12 protein-coding genes are annotated in these 14,111 nt (G+C 60.8%); 8 read left to right on the top strand and 4 right to left on the bottom strand.

Annotated features, from left to right (window positions below; translation table 11 throughout):
• Positions 1–136 precede the first annotated feature (136 nt).
• Positions 137–1,153 (top strand): AraC family transcriptional regulator, encoded by a 1,017-nt coding sequence (locus ACODSJ_RS07365; protein WP_489101089.1) that lies wholly within the window; start codon positions 137–139, stop codon positions 1,151–1,153.
• Between the two features lie 16 nt (positions 1,154–1,169).
• Here the strand turns inward: ACODSJ_RS07365 and ACODSJ_RS07360 are convergent, their stop codons facing one another.
• Together ACODSJ_RS07360 and ACODSJ_RS07355 are read right to left on the bottom strand one after the other, a co-directional pair.
• The gene (locus ACODSJ_RS07360; protein WP_489101088.1) at positions 1,170–1,409 is read right to left on the bottom strand and encodes a hypothetical protein; all 240 of its coding nucleotides are present in this window, start codon (positions 1,407–1,409) and stop codon (positions 1,170–1,172) included.
• A gap of 51 nt (positions 1,410–1,460) precedes the next feature.
• Positions 1,461–2,564 (bottom strand): polyamine ABC transporter substrate-binding protein, encoded by a 1,104-nt coding sequence (locus ACODSJ_RS07355; RefSeq protein WP_489101087.1) that lies wholly within the window; start codon positions 2,562–2,564, stop codon positions 1,461–1,463.
• A gap of 139 nt (positions 2,565–2,703) precedes the next feature.
• Between ACODSJ_RS07355 and ACODSJ_RS07350 the strand changes: the two genes are divergently transcribed.
• The 7 genes from ACODSJ_RS07350 (at position 2,704) to ACODSJ_RS07320 (ending at position 11,380) form a co-directional block, all read left to right on the top strand.
• Positions 2,704–3,495, top strand: a complete 792-nt coding sequence (locus tag ACODSJ_RS07350; protein ID WP_489101086.1) for a helix-turn-helix transcriptional regulator — start codon at positions 2,704–2,706, stop codon at positions 3,493–3,495.
• Between the two features lie 126 nt (positions 3,496–3,621).
• Complete coding sequence (locus ACODSJ_RS07345) at positions 3,622–4,878, top strand: MFS transporter (protein ID WP_489101085.1); 1,257 nt, start codon at positions 3,622–3,624, stop codon at positions 4,876–4,878.
• 253 nt (positions 4,879–5,131) lie between these two features.
• Positions 5,132–7,093 (top strand): methyl-accepting chemotaxis protein, encoded by a 1,962-nt coding sequence (locus tag ACODSJ_RS07340; RefSeq protein WP_489101084.1) that lies wholly within the window; start codon positions 5,132–5,134, stop codon positions 7,091–7,093.
• A 245-nt stretch (positions 7,094–7,338) separates the two neighbouring features.
• Positions 7,339–7,959: a TetR/AcrR family transcriptional regulator gene (locus ACODSJ_RS07335; protein ID WP_489101083.1), complete on the top strand. Its 621-nt coding sequence runs from the start codon at positions 7,339–7,341 to the stop codon at positions 7,957–7,959.
• Between the two features lie 264 nt (positions 7,960–8,223).
• Complete coding sequence (locus ACODSJ_RS07330) at positions 8,224–9,003, top strand: thioesterase family protein (protein ID WP_489101082.1); 780 nt, start codon at positions 8,224–8,226, stop codon at positions 9,001–9,003.
• Between the two features lie 51 nt (positions 9,004–9,054).
• Complete coding sequence (locus ACODSJ_RS07325; RefSeq protein WP_489101081.1) at positions 9,055–10,326, top strand: OmpP1/FadL family transporter; 1,272 nt, start codon at positions 9,055–9,057, stop codon at positions 10,324–10,326.
• 445 nt (positions 10,327–10,771) lie between these two features.
• Positions 10,772–11,380 (top strand): LysE family translocator, encoded by a 609-nt coding sequence (locus tag ACODSJ_RS07320; protein WP_489101080.1) that lies wholly within the window; start codon positions 10,772–10,774, stop codon positions 11,378–11,380.
• A gap of 10 nt (positions 11,381–11,390) precedes the next feature.
• On the opposite strand, the gene ACODSJ_RS07315 is transcribed toward ACODSJ_RS07320, so the two are convergent.
• Complete coding sequence (locus ACODSJ_RS07315; RefSeq protein ID WP_489101079.1) at positions 11,391–12,527, bottom strand: sugar ABC transporter permease; 1,137 nt, start codon at positions 12,525–12,527, stop codon at positions 11,391–11,393.
• Positions 12,528–14,072, bottom strand: a complete 1,545-nt coding sequence (gene xylG / locus ACODSJ_RS07310) for a D-xylose ABC transporter ATP-binding protein (protein ID WP_489101078.1) — start codon at positions 14,070–14,072, stop codon at positions 12,528–12,530.
• Between the last annotated feature and the right edge of the window lie 39 nt (positions 14,073–14,111).

The following is a 14,111-nucleotide window of genomic DNA, read 5'->3' as shown; positions in this document are numbered from 1 at the left end:
GGAAGGGCTCGACACCTGCTGTGCCGTGCCCCTTAATGCCGCCAGTCTAGGGCTCGCCATCGGGCGGGCCTATGCCATAACTGTTCACGGATAATGGCGTTTTTTGCCATTTCAGAAAGTGGGGAAACGGGGATTTATGCGGGAAAAGGATTCGGTCGCGGTCTACTTCGTGCACACCATGACCCACGCGCTGCGGGACCAACCCCAGCGGCGGGCGGCGATACTGGTCGAGGCCGGCATCGACCCGGCGCTGTTGGACAAGCCCGAAGCCCGTGTCCCGGCGAGTGCCTTTGCCGCCTTGTGGCTGATCCAGATTCGCGAACTCCAGGACGAGTTCTTCCGGCTGGACTCCCACGGCATGCCGGTTGGCAGCTTCGCCCTGATTTGCCGGGGGCTGATCCAGGAACCCGACTTGGGCAAGGCCTTGCGCCAGTGCCTGGCCAATTTCGGTTTGTTCCTGCGGGACTTTCGCGGCAGCCTCAGCGTGCGTGGCAAGCGGGCGGTCATCAGCCTGCAGACGCAGGCAACGGATCCGGAAATCAGCCGTTTTGGCGAGGAAACCTTCCTCGTGCTGATGATCAGCCTGCTGTGCTGGCTGGGCGGGCGGCGCATCCCCATCGACCGCGCAGACTTTCGTCAGTCGCGCCTGTCTCTCAGTGACGATGCGTTGTTATGGGGCCCCAACCTCAGCTTTGGCGCCGGGCACACGGAAATCGAATTTGCCAGCCGCTACCTGCGCTTGCCGGTCGTCCAGGACCTGGCGTCCCTCAAGGTATTTCTGCGCAGTGCGCCACAATGGCTGGTGATCCGCTTTCGCAACCAGCATGGCCTGGCCACCCAGCTGCACCAGTGCCTGCGCCGCCACCACTACAGCCAGTGGCCCACCCTGGATGCCTTTGCCGCCGACCTGCGGATGAGCCCCAGTACCGTGCGCCGCCGCCTGGAACGCGAGGGGTGTTCGTTCCAGGAAATCAAGGACGAGGTCCGTCGAGGCCTGGCCGTCGAGCTGCTGCGCCAGACGGGCAGCAGCATCAGCGACATCGCCGAGCAGACCGGTTTCCAGGAGCCCAGCGCCTTTCATCGTGCCTTCAAGAAATGGACCGGCGAAAGTCCGGGTCGGTATCGGGCGCGCTTCCAGCTCACGGAGGACTAGGGTTTGTACACCGGCGCTAGTCGCGACATCCGTTCTGCGCCGGTGCAAGTTCGGGGAATTCAACCAGCAAGGCCTTGTTGCCCCTGGCAATGAGCTTCGTCACGGCCAGGGTGATGTTGACCCGCACCGTCCCGGCCGAGATGCAATACATGGCCCAGGCTTGTTCGGGCGTGCAGTGGTCGATCTGTTCTTCTATTTCCTTGTAGGCCTTGTATTCGTCCGACTCGACGTTACATGGGCAATGACCCTGGTGCATGATGTTTTCCTTCCTTGGAAACGCGATGAAATCCTTGATCAAGTTGGGCGCTCAGGTGCCACTTTTAACTTTGGTCCAGACGCGGGTGCGGATGCGCTCCAACTTCAATGGCAATGGCTCCAGGGGGACCAGGGTGGCGAGGGTCTTCTTGTCTGGGTAGATCCACGGATTGTCGCGCAGTTTGCGCTCGACAAATTCAGAGGCATCTTTGTTGGCGTTGGGGTACAGCGTGTGGTTGGAACTCTTGGCGATAATTTCCGGCCGCAGCATGTAGTTGATGAACGCCATGCCTTCCTTGGGATGAGGGGCATCTTTCAATAGCACCAGGTTTTCCGACCAGACCAATGCGCCTTCGCGAGGAAGGCTGTAGGCAATCGTGCGTCCGGTGTTGTTTTTTTCGTTGAGGGCTTGTGCCGCCAGGGCGCCATTTGCCCAACCGACCACCGCGCAAATATTGCCATCGGCCAGGTCGGTGTCGATTCGGGATGAGTCGAAGTAAAGAACGTAGGGACGGATTTTCAACAGCAAGGCTTGGGCCTTGCGGTAATCGTCCGGGTTCTTGCTGTTGCTTGGGAGTCCAAGGTAATTCAACGCGATCGAAATGATCTCGCTGGGAGAGTCGAGCATCGCCACGCCACATGACTTGAGCTTGCTGATGTTCTCTTCTTTGAAGATCAGGTCCCAGCTGTTGACCGGCGCATCATCGCCCAAGGCCGCCTTGACTTTGTCCACGTCATAACCGATGCCGGTGGTGCCCCATAGATAGGGTACGGCGTAGCGATTGCCCGGGTCGTTGACGGCCAGCTGGGCCAGGATGTCAGGATCGATGTGCGACAGGTTGCTCAGTTGCGTGCGATCGAGCGGCTGGAGCACGCCCGCCCGGATCAGGCTCGGCAGCACATTGGACGTGGCCACGACCACGTCATAGCCCGAGCGCCCGGCCATCAATTTGCTCTGCATGATCTCGGCGCTGTCAAACGCATCCATCTGGAGCCGGGTGCCGGTTTCCTGCTCGAACTCCTTCGGCGTTTGCGGGGCGAGGAGCTCGAACCAGTTGTACAGGTGCACCGCCGGCTCTGCTGCCCCCACTGCGGTACTGATGCCCATACAAAGAAGCGACGCAGAAAAAATGCGTCGCAGACGCGACTTATTCATATAACGGTCCTTGTTCAAGCCGACAACCTTCATGGCCGTCGTAACCCCGGGTAGCGAATATACCGGGCATTGACGAATAGTAAATACCTACGAATACTTATCCGCGCCCGATGAATCCGTAACCCTAAAGGGGTAGAAAATGTCGCTTGACCTTCATAGCCTGGCTTGGCATCGATCAATTGGCAAATTGATCATGCAATTGAATCGCCCGGAATTCTGGAGTTCATTGATTCGCGTATTGAATGAGTATGTGCAGATCGATAATTGGGTAGTGTTGATCTTTTGTGATAGCCAAGTGCAAGTCGTGAGCCTTCCGGAAGTGGCGGACACGGAAGAAGTGAATGCATTCATTCATCGCTATGTAAAAGGACTCTACATGCTGGATCCTTTTTATATTGCGGATCGGGAAAATCCCCAGAGTGGGTTCTTTCATCTGTTGGATGTGGCCCCGGAACACTTCCTCGAAACCGAGTATTACCATCAATATTTCGAGCAATTCATCTCTGTGGATGAGGCGCAATACAATGTTCGGCTCGACGCGCAAAGAACGTTGTGCATTTCGTTTGGCAGCGGTGTGCGTTTCAGCCAGGAACAAATTACCACGCTGGATATCATCAAGCCCTGGGTCACGGCATTGATGCACCAGCGCATGGGTTTCGAAGTGGATCTGGCAAAGAACGCGACCGAGTCCACGGCTCGGCCTGAAGCGATTTTTTCGCTGGGTCCGCCAATCACCGCGCGAGAGAAAGACGTGCTCAAGTTGTTGCTCAGTGGTTTCTCCAACAAGGAAATCGCCGGCAAGCTGTCCCTGTCGGCAGAAACCATCAAGGTTCATCGGCGCAATATCTACAGCAAACTCAATATCCGCTCCCAGTCCGAGCTGTTTGCCCGTTTTTTCATGCCCAGGCAGGAGGTGGCTGCGGTCCAATGATGGGCAGGATGATTACCCGTTCACCTTGGCCGGGTAACTGATGGAACAGGCCGTTGTTTCGTGTGATGAAGTGATCGCGCACCCCGGCGTCAAATATTTTTTGGGCAAAGCCCCGTCGAGGCCGATGTGGATCGAAACCGTGATCGTCGTAACAACCTGTCCCTGGATGGCTTGAACTTTTTCCTCGCCGATGTGCGCGACGGATTGGGTCCCTACCTGGCGATCTACCTGTTGGCGGTGCACCGCTGGGATCCGGCCAGCATCGGCGTGGTGATGACCGTGGCAGCGATGGCCGGGCTCGTGGCCCAGGCGCCGGCCGGCGCGCTGATCGACCGGGTGCGCAGCAAACGCGCCGTGGTGGCCGTGGCGGCCTTGTTGGTGACGCTGGGTTGCCTGGTGCTGCCGTTCACTTCGTCCTTCGGCCTGGTGGCTCTGGCCCAGGCGATGGGTGCTGTGGCGGTGTCGGTGTTCGCCCCGGCCATCGCGGCGATTTCCCTGGGCATTACCGGGACCAAGGCCTTTACCCGGCGCACCGGACGCAACGAAACCTTCAACCACGCGGGCAACGCCTGCGCCGCGCTGCTGGCGGGTGGGTTCGCCTGGTTGTTCGGTCCCATCGCCGTGTTCTACCTGATGGCCGCGATGGCATTGGCCAGCATCGTGGCGGTCAGTTGCGTGTCCGCCGAGGCGATCGACCATGACGTGGCCCGGGGCCTGGAGGTCGGCCAGCGAATCCAGGGCAAGGCGCCGTCGGCGCTGCGGGTGTTGCTGGATAACCGCACGCTGCTGTTGTTCGCCCTGTGCTGCGCGCTTTTCCATCTGGCCAATGCCGCGATGCTGCCGCTGGTCAGCCAGAAGCTCGCCCAGGCCAATACGCACCTAGCCACGCCGCTGACGTCGGCCTGCATCGTTGCGGCGCAACTGGTCATGGTGCCCATGGCGTGGCTGGTCGGCGTCAAGGCCGATGCCTGGGGACGCAAGCCGCTGTTGCTGGCCGGCTTCCTGATCCTGCCGATTCGAGGCGTGTTGTATGTGCTCTCCGATGACCTCTATTGGCTGGTGGCGGTGCAACTGCTGGACGGTGTCGGTGCCGGCCTGTTCGGTGCGTTGTTCCCCTTGGTGGTCAAGGACCTGACCCAGGGTACCGGGCGTTTCAATCTCAGCCTCGGCGTGTTGTCGACGATGTTCGGGTTCGGCGCTGCGTTGAGCAACGGCCTGGCCGGTTTCGTCGTGCAAGGGGCTGGCTACAACGCTGCATTCCTGACGCTGGCGGCGATTGCAACGGCCGCCTTCGGCCTGTTACTGGCCATGCCGGAGACGTTGACGCCACGTCGTGCTCGGCAGATCGGCGCGCTTGCCGTACCTGACAGAAGCGGTGCCTGAAGTCTGTATCGCCTGGCGCCTGCCGTTCGATCCAGCGATGTTCAGATCCCTTTTACTTGCCGAATGCTTGATCCTGGTCAAGGCAATTATAAATTCACGCGTCGAAAGACGAATAAGTGGCAAACAGTGCAATATCGGGGGTGATGGCTATTTGGTATTGCGTTAAGATTGCGCCTGGATCGGCGTGTATAACAGCAGCATTACAATAAGTTCACGCTTCACTCAGATAGTATTAAACGAGGCTTGAACGCGAATGCTCAGGAATGCACCGCTGCGTCTGAAACTTTTATTGATTCTGCTACTTCCCTTGTTGGGTTTCCTCACGTTGGCCGGTGTCTTTGTAGCGGATAACTACAAGACACTACAGGACATGAACGCTACGGTGACAGCCAGCGCCACGGCCCAGAAGTTGAGTCAGCTGATCACCGCCCTGCAACGCGAGCGCGGCGCCAGTGGGGTGTTTCTGGGCAGCAGCGGCAAGTCCATGGGTGAGCGCATGTTCCAGGCGCGCAAGGATTCCAATACCGCAGTAGACGTGGTACGTGGATTGTCCGCGTCGGGGAACCGGCAGTTGGACACTGTACTTCGGGCACTGGACGAGTTGCCGGTGATCCGTGGGCAAGTTGATAAGTTGGGTATCAGCAGCACCGAATCGGGTGTGCGTTATACCGACGTCATTCAAACTCTCATGGGCTATACGCACTCGCTGGAAGCAACGATCAACAATGCGGGTATTGTTCATGCGCTCGGTGCGCTTAATCAGTTTATCGAGATGAAAGAGCGGGCCGGACGTGAGCGGGTCGTGCTGGGCCTGGTGTTCAGCCAGGACCGTTTCGACGCGACGTTGTTGTCACGTTTCAGCCGCAACCTCGGCGAGTTTTCCGCCTATTCCGACGGGTTCCGCCGCAAGGCACAGCCCTCGTTGCTCCAACAGTTCGATGCGCAAATGCTCAAACCCGCGGCGGTCGACGTCGGCAAGTTGCAGCGCCTGGCGTTCGAGGTGCCATTGGGGCAGACGCTGGGCATCAAGCCAGAGGCCTGGTTTGAAATCTCCACCCAGCGCATCGACATGATGGGCCAAGTGGAAGAAGCCTTGGGTCAGAGCGTCAGCCGCCTGGCGATACACGAGCGTGATAATGCGAGCCGCGCGCTGTGGCTGACCATCGGTGCCGTCGTCGTGGCGCTGCTGGCGGTGACGGTGCTGTCCTACCTGATCATCCGCATGATCGACCTGGCGGTACGCGACGTGAATCGGGTCCTGGATGACCTGGCGCAGCGTGACCTTACCGCCAGGGCCACCTACCAGAGCCGGGACGAGTTCGGCCAGATCTCGGGCAACCTCAACCGCATGGCGCAGGAAATCAGCGGGGTTGTGCAAGAGATCGGCAACGCCACGGCGCAAGTTGCAACGGCGGCGCAAGAGTCTTCCACGGTGACGGTCCAGACCAGCGAGAGCGTCGAACAGCAACGCCAGGGCACCGAACTGGTGGCAACGGCGATCAACGAGATGAGCGCGACGGTGCGCGAGGTGGCGCAAAGCACCAATGACGCGGCTCACATGTCGCAACAGGTCAATATCAGCACCGCCCAAGGGCGCGAGGAGATCGAAGGCACGATCGGGCTGATTCGCCAGTTGTCCGGGCAGGCCGAGGAGACCGCGCAGATCATTGACGATCTCAAGCATGAAAGCGATGCCATTTCCTCGGTGCTCGATGTGATTCGCGGCATTGCCGAACAGACCAATCTGCTGGCCCTCAATGCGGCGATCGAAGCGGCGCGAGCCGGGGACCATGGTCGCGGTTTCGCGGTGGTTGCCTCCGAGGTGCGCACCCTGGCGCAGAAGACGCAAGAGTCCACCGGCAACATCCAGCAGATGATCAGCAACCTGCAGGCCGGCTCGGACCGTGCCGCCCTGTCCATGCAGCAGACGCTGGGCAAGGCGCAGGACGGCGCCAGCAAAGTCGAGCGGGCGGGTGCCTTGTTGGTGGAGATCGCCGAGGGCGTGGCAACGATCAGCGACCGCAACATTCAAATCGCCTCTGCGGCAGAAGAGCAGAGCGCGGTGTCCGAGGACATCAATCGGAACGTGAATGAGATCAACGACCTGGTGATCCAGGTCAGTGCCGGTGCCGAGCAGACCGCGATCACCAGCCAGGAACTGGCGCGCCTGGCCGAGTATCAGCAACAGTTGGTCAGTCGCTTCAAGGTGGCGTAGCGCGTCGCTCGCTGACGCGCTGCTGTGCGTGGCCCGCTTAAGCCAACCGACCTGGACCAACGGGGTAACGCTCGCCCTGATGAACCGCTTGGGCACTGCTGCCGCGAAGACGTGCGCAGAGGGAATGAAGTAAGACACTGGCTGGAGGAAGAGGGTAGGCGCTGACGGCATTTCAAGTGGTTGATGACCAATTAATAGTTTGGTCACAAGTTGTCAAGCGCCTTGGGGATGCGTAAGCTGCTGGCATGAATCAGCCATCTACCTCTTCCCCCAGCGCTCGTGGCCCAGCCGATCACGACATCCGAACCCAGATCGTCGCGGCGGCCAACGAACATTTCAGCCAGTACGGTTACGCTAAAACCACCGTTTCCGACCTGGCCAAGGCCATTGGTTTCTCCAAGGCCTACATCTACAAGTTCTTCGATTCCAAGCAGGCCATCGGCGAAGCCATCTGCGCCAACTGCCTGGGAGAAATGATCGCGGCCGTCGAGCAGGCCATCAATGAAGACGGCATCTCGCCGACAGAACGCCTTCGACGCCTGGTCAGGACCCTGACCACCACGGGCGTGAACCTGTTCTTCAATGAGCGCAAACTCTATGACATCGCCGCGTTTTCCGCCTCGGAGCGCTGGCCCAGTTCGCAGGGATATGACGCACGGATCAAGAGCTTCATCGTGCAAATCATCCGGGAGGGACGCGAGCTCGGAGAGTTCGAACGCAAGACCCCCCTGGACGAAACCGTGGACGCCATCCATTTCGCCCTGCGGCCTTTCGTCAACCCGTTGCTGCTGCAATACAACCTCGATTACGTCGAAGAAGCGCCGACCCTCACGGCCAACCTCATCTTGCGTAGCCTCATGCCCTAGGCTATGTACAATTTCGTACACAGCCTAAGCGTCCGCTGACGCCTTCCCTGCATCCGTAAAACCAGACAGCACGTTCCGGCCGGGTTCATTCCCGGCCTGGGTGCTGGCTTTTACGCGTCATTCGTTTGTGACTATTGACACAAATGGTCACTTGAATAAACATGGCGCATCTGCCCCTGGGAGGATCGCCATGATCCCGTGCCGTTGCTGCCTCTTCGTTCTGTTGCATGGCGTGCGCCCTCAGTCAGGACCGGGAGCCTCGCGATGACAAGCTTCGCCCAGGTGCTGGCGCAATTTGACCCGGACGCGCCGTTCGTTGCCCCGTCCAACTGGGCGCAGGGCCGTACGATCTTTGGTGGCTTGTCCGCCGCGTTGTCGCTGCAGGCAGTCTTGCACCAGCAACCCTTGGGATTTCCTCCGTTCAAATCCGCGCAGGTGTCGTTCATCGGCCCGGTCAACCAGGGCCAGACATTCGATGTCGGCGTACTGCGTCAGGGGCGATCGGTCACCTCGGTTTCTGTCGACTGTCTGTCGGGTGATGACCTGGCGTTGCGCACGACCCTGCTATTTGCCAGGCCGCGCGAAAGCCGGATCATCCACGACGCGTGGGGGCGTCCACTGGTCGATGGGCCATCCCGGTACGCGACGTTGCCGCTGGACAACAGGGTCGCGCCCGCATGCGCCTACAACTTCGAAATGCGCCCGGCGGGTGGCTCGTTGCCGGTGTCCGGCGCGGACAACCCGGAATTATTGATGTGGGTCCGCCACCTGGATGCCCAAGGCGTAGACCCGGCCGTTGCGCTGATTGCGCTGGCCGACAGTCTGCCGCCAGCCGCCATGACCTGCTTCACCGAGCCCGCCGCCATCAGTTCCGCGTCCTGGATGATCGACCTGCCGCAGCCGGCCACCGCTGGCGAATGGTTTCTGATCAACTCCTTCAGCCTGCAGGCGCTGGAAGGTTATTCCCTGCAGGACATGGAGATCTGGGACGAAAGCGGTCGGCGCGTGCTCTGGGCGCGCCAGACCGTGGCGATTTTCACGTAACACAACACAACCGTTCCATGCCCCCTGGCTACACACCTAAGAGCTCCAATAATGAAAAAAACAATACTCAGGACCCCATTGGGTCTCGCTGTCGCGCTCGCCACTTCCCATGTACTGGCGAGCGGTTTCGCCCTGAATGAACAAAGTGTCAGTGGGATGGGGGCGGGGTTTGCCGGTCGCTCTTCTGCCGCAGAAGACGCAAGCACCGTGTTCGGTAACCCGGCGGGCATGTCTCGATTGAAGCAAGAGCAGGTCAGCGTAGGGAGCGCAGCGTTGTTTGCGAAGTCTGACATCAGCCAGACCCGCAGCACCTTCGGTGGGCAGGAAGATGGGGACATGGTGCCAACGACCACGGTGCCTATGGGGTACTACGTCAAGCCCATCGATGAACATTGGGCGTTCGGCGTCGGGTTCTACGTGCCGTTCGGGTTGAGAACCGATTACGGCAGCGGCTTTGCCGGGCGCTACTACGCCAACAAGAGTGAAGTCACGACACTCACGTTCCAGCCCACCATCAGTTATGCCTTCAACGACAAGGTCTCGATCGGGTTCGGCCCGACCATCAACCGTATCAGCGGTGAGCTGACCGGGATGGTGCTCAACCCACTCAGTCCTGGTCGTAATGACGGAAAACTCAAAAGCAACGGTGACGATACGGCCCTGGGTTTCAACGCTGGTGTCCTGGTGCAGGCTACGGACCGAACTCGCCTGGGCATGACCTACCACTCCAAGGTCAGCTATGAATTGGATGCCAAGACCAAGGTGACTGACGGCATCTTCAGCGTGTTGGGCCTCAGCGGCCGCAGCTATGACGCTTCGCTGGAGGTGGACACCCCGGAGTCCGTGGATTTGTCGATGACTCATCAGTTGAATAGCGACTGGACCCTGTACCTGGGGAGCACCTGGACGCGCTGGAGTCGCTTCAAGGAACTCACCATCGAAAACAGTGGGTTGCCGCCCATACTGGCCGGCCAGTTGGGCACTGTGTCCGAAGAGCAGAACTGGCACGATACCTGGGCTCACGCCATCGGAACGGCGTATCGGCTCAATGACCAATGGGTGCTTCGCACCGGCTTTTCGGTGGATCAGTCGCCGGCCAACAACACCAATCGTGGACCGCGCATCCCTACGGGTGACCGCAAGGTGATCAGCTTCGGTGCGGGATGGACGCCGGTGGACGATGTCACGATCGACGTCGCCTACTCCTATCTGTGGGAAGAGAGCGTTCGCGTGAACGACAGCTCTGCCACCCGGGGCGCCTACAGTTCCAAGTACAAGAACAGCGCCAGCGGTCTGGGTGCGTCGGTCAGCTACCGTTTCTGACGCGCTCGTCCCGATGACTCAACGCGGTGGACGCGGTGGTGCGCCTGTGTCTTGCGGTTGGCCCGAGTACGGTGTGGGGAGCTTGCTCCCGCTCGGCTGCGCAGCAGCCGTAAAACCGCGGCCCAAGGCGTGCCTGGGGAAACGAGGTGTCTGGTTTGGGGCCGCTTCGCAGCCCAGCGGGAGCAAGCTCCCTCGCCACGGGAGGTAAATTCCTACGAGATTTTCGGAAGGCCTGTTGCCGCGTGGGTTTCTTCTGTGGGAGCAAAGCTTGCTCGCGATACAGGCACCTCGGTTCCCCGGAAAACGGCGTCAACTTCATCGCGGGCAAGCCTTGCTCCCACAGGGCCTGAGGTTGTTACCCAGCGCCACAAAACATTTGCCAGCCGAACGCCTACAAGCCAAGCTGCAAACCGTTTCAATGCGCCTTTCAAACTGGAGTGATCAAATGGCCGGCTATGGACTTTTCCTGATTTTGGCGACCCTGACGGTGCTCAGCCCCGGGCCCGGTGTGGTGCTGACGCTTTCCAATGCCTTGCGCCATGGCTGGAGCGGTGCGTTGCCGGGCATCCTGGGTATTGCTTCAGGCGCTTTTATCGTGGCGGGTATTTGCGCCAGCAGCCTGGGTTTGATCCTGGCCGCGTCGGCGACGGCCTTCACGGTGCTCAAGTACATTGGCGCGGCGTACTTGCTGTACCTGGGGATCAAGATGTGGCGCACCCAGCGCTTCATTCCGGAACTCAAGGACACGTCGCCGCGTCCATGGCGGCGATTCATCGAGGCGTTGTCGATCCAGTTGCTCAACCCCAAGGCGGGTTTCTTTTTCCTGGCGGTCTTCCCGCAGTTCATCCACGCCGAGGGGGAGTACTACCGCCAGTTTTTCATGCTGGTCTCCTCCTACAGTTTGATCGTGATATTGGTGCATTCCGGCTATGCCCTGATGGCGCACAGTGCCAGGGGCTGGCTCACCTCGAACAAGGGCGCGAGGATCGTTGGCCGGCTGTCGGGTGCCACCTTCCTGGGCTTCGGCGTGCTGATGGCCTCTGCGAGCAAGTGACGCCGGTCGGTCAACGCCGCCCCGTCCGCGTACTCACGTCCACCCACACCGCCAGCACCAGAATGCTGCCCTTGACGATCATCTGCCAGTAGCTGTCCACGTCGAGCATCGACATGCCGTTGTCCAGGCTGGTGATGACCAGGGCGCCGAGGAGGGCACCGTAGACGGTGCCGGAGCCGCCGCGCATGGAGGTGCCGCCGATGAAGCAGGCGGCGATGGCGTCGAGTTCGCCCATGTTGCCCGCCGACGGTGAGCCGGCGGCCAGGCGGGCGGTGTTGACCACGCCGGCCAGGGCGCACATCACGCCCATGATGCCGAAGATCCACAGTTTCACCGCCTGCACGTTGATCCCGGACAGGCGCGTGGCTTCCATGTTGCTGCCCACCGAATAGACCCGCCGACCGAACACGGTCTGGCTGGTGACGTAGCTGAACACCCCCAGCAGAATCAGCAGAAGCAGCACCGGCACCGGAATGCCGTCGTAGCTGTTGAGGGTCTGGACGAAACCGGCCAGCACCACGCCGATCACCACCACGCGCAATACGTCCCGCGCCAGGGAGTGGGCTGCCAGGCCATGGAGCGCGCGATTGCGCCGCTGTTTCCAGGTCAGGAAAAGGGTCAGGGCGAACAGCAGGATGCCGAGGCCGGTCCCGACCGTGTGCGGCAAGTAACCCTGGCCGACGTAGACCAGTTGCGGTGACACCGGGGCGATGGTGGTGCCGCCTGTCACCCCAAGCAGGACCCCACGAAACGCGAGCATGCCGCCCAGGCCGACGATGAATGAGGGGATGCGCAGGTACGCGGTCATGTAGCCGTTGCCCAAGCCAATCACCAAGCCGCACAGGGCCACCAGGCTCAGGTTCGCCAGCAGCGGAATGTGATAGACCACGTCGAGAATCGCCGCCAGCCCGCCCAGCAGGCCGAGCAACGAGCCGACCGACAGGTCGATCTCGCCGCTGATGATCACCAGCACCATGCCGCAGGCGAGGATCCCGGTGATGGACATCTGCCGCAGCAGGTTGGAGAGGTTGCGCGGGGTCATGAACCCACCGTCGGTCTGCCAACTGAAGAACAGCCAGATCACCGCGACGGCGATTACCAGGGCGAGCATCTTGTAGCGGGAAAAGAGTTGTTTGACCTGATTCATCTACGCGGACTTCCGATCATTATTGTTATGGCTGAGCGCGGCGGCGAGCACCTGTTCCTGGGTGAGTTCGTGGTTGATGAAGTCGCCGCGCAACTGGCCTTCGCCAATCACCAGCACGCGGTCGGACACCCCCAACACTTCGGCCAGTTCCGAGGAAACCATGATGATCGACACGCCCTCGGCCGCCAGCGCGCCCATCAGTTTGTAGATCTCGTACTTGGCGCCGACATCCACGCCACGGGTGGGCTCGTCGAGAATCAGTACGCGGGGTTTGGTCAGCAGCATCTTCGCCAGCACGGCTTTCTGCTGGTTGCCGCCGGAGAGGCTGGTGATGGGCAGGAACGGGCTCGCGGTCTTGAGGTGCATGCGCGAGATTTCCTTGTCGATGCTGCCCAGCTCGGCCTCGGCGTCGATGCGGGTCAGCTTCGAGAAATTCTCCAGCACGGCCAGGGTGATGTTCTGACCCACGCCGAGGTCCGGAATGATGCCTTGGCGCTTGCGGTCCTCGGGGACCATGCACAGGCCGGCGCGAATGGCTTTGAGCGGGGTGCGGGTGTCGATCGGCTGGCCGTCCAGCCAGACCTCGCCCTCGTAGCGCCCGGGGTAGGCGCCGAACAGCGCCGAGACCAGTTCCGTGCGCCCGGCGCCCACCAGCCCGGCGATGCCGAGGATCTCGCCGCGCTTGAGGACGAAGGAAATGTCGTCGACCCGTTTGCGCCGGGGGTTGTCGACGTCGTAGCAGGTGACGTGGCGCGCCTCGAAAATCACCTCACCGACGGCATGGGGTTCGGTGGGGTAGAGGTTGTTCATTTCCCGCCCGACCATCTGGGTGATGATCCTGGGGATGTCCATGTCCGCCATGGCGGTCGTGGCGATGTGCTTGCCGTCGCGGATCACTGAGATGGTGTCGCACACGGCGGCCACCTCATCGAGCTTGTGGGAGATGTAGACGCAGGCGACGCCCTTGGCCTTGAGGTCGCGGATGATGTCCAGCAGCACCTCGATTTCGGCGCGGGTCAGGGCCGAGGAGGGCTCGTCGAGAATCAGCAGCCGCGCCTGCTTGTTCAGCGCTTTGGCGATTTCCACCAGCTGCTGGTAGCCACCGCCATACTGCGACACCGGCAGCGAGACGTTCATGTCCGGCACTTTGAGCTCGCGCATCAGGGCTTCGGCGCGGTGGATCATCGCCGGGTAGTTCATGCGCCCGCCGGGCAGCGTCAGCTCGTGGCCCATGAAGATGTTTTCGGCCACCGACAGGTCGGGGACCAGGGTCAGTTCCTGATGAATGATGACGATCCCGGCGGCTTCGGTTTCGCTGATCGATTGCGCCTTGAGCGGTTGGCCGTCCCAGAGGATTTCACCGTCCCAGGTGCCATGGGGATAGACCGCCGACAGCACTTTCATCAGCGTGGATTTGCCGGCGCCGTTCTCACCGCACAGGCCGACGCATTCCCCCGGCCGGACCTTGATGTCGATGCCGTTGAGGGCTTTGACACCGCCGAAGGTTTTGACGATGCCGTTCATTTGCAGCAGGTAGTCGGACATGGGGAGGGCTCGTATGAAAAGGGCTCAGGCATCACCCCG

The organism is Pseudomonas sp. FG6 (assembly GCF_057809015.1).
Note: the sequence above shows the minus strand (reverse complement) of the source record. Positions and strands in the feature narration are given on the sequence as shown.

Coding starts and splice junctions, on each gene's coding strand:
- xylG (WP_489101078.1), bottom strand. CDS start 14,072: ATGTCCGACTACCTGCTGCAAATGAACGGCATCGTCAAAACCTTCGGC.
- ACODSJ_RS07335 (WP_489101083.1), top strand. CDS start 7,339: ATGAATCAGCCATCTACCTCTTCCCCCAGCGCTCGTGGCCCAGCCGAT.
- ACODSJ_RS07315 (WP_489101079.1), bottom strand. CDS start 12,527: ATGAATCAGGTCAAACAACTCTTTTCCCGCTACAAGATGCTCGCCCTG.
- ACODSJ_RS07340 (WP_489101084.1), top strand. CDS start 5,132: ATGCTCAGGAATGCACCGCTGCGTCTGAAACTTTTATTGATTCTGCTA.
- ACODSJ_RS07320 (WP_489101080.1), top strand. CDS start 10,772: ATGGCCGGCTATGGACTTTTCCTGATTTTGGCGACCCTGACGGTGCTC.
- ACODSJ_RS07325 (WP_489101081.1), top strand. CDS start 9,055: ATGAAAAAAACAATACTCAGGACCCCATTGGGTCTCGCTGTCGCGCTC.
- ACODSJ_RS07360 (WP_489101088.1), bottom strand. CDS start 1,409: ATGCACCAGGGTCATTGCCCATGTAACGTCGAGTCGGACGAATACAAG.
- ACODSJ_RS07365 (WP_489101089.1), top strand. CDS start 137: ATGCGGGAAAAGGATTCGGTCGCGGTCTACTTCGTGCACACCATGACC.
- ACODSJ_RS07330 (WP_489101082.1), top strand. CDS start 8,224: ATGACAAGCTTCGCCCAGGTGCTGGCGCAATTTGACCCGGACGCGCCG.
- ACODSJ_RS07355 (WP_489101087.1), bottom strand. CDS start 2,564: ATGAATAAGTCGCGTCTGCGACGCATTTTTTCTGCGTCGCTTCTTTGT.
- ACODSJ_RS07350 (WP_489101086.1), top strand. CDS start 2,704: ATGTCGCTTGACCTTCATAGCCTGGCTTGGCATCGATCAATTGGCAAA.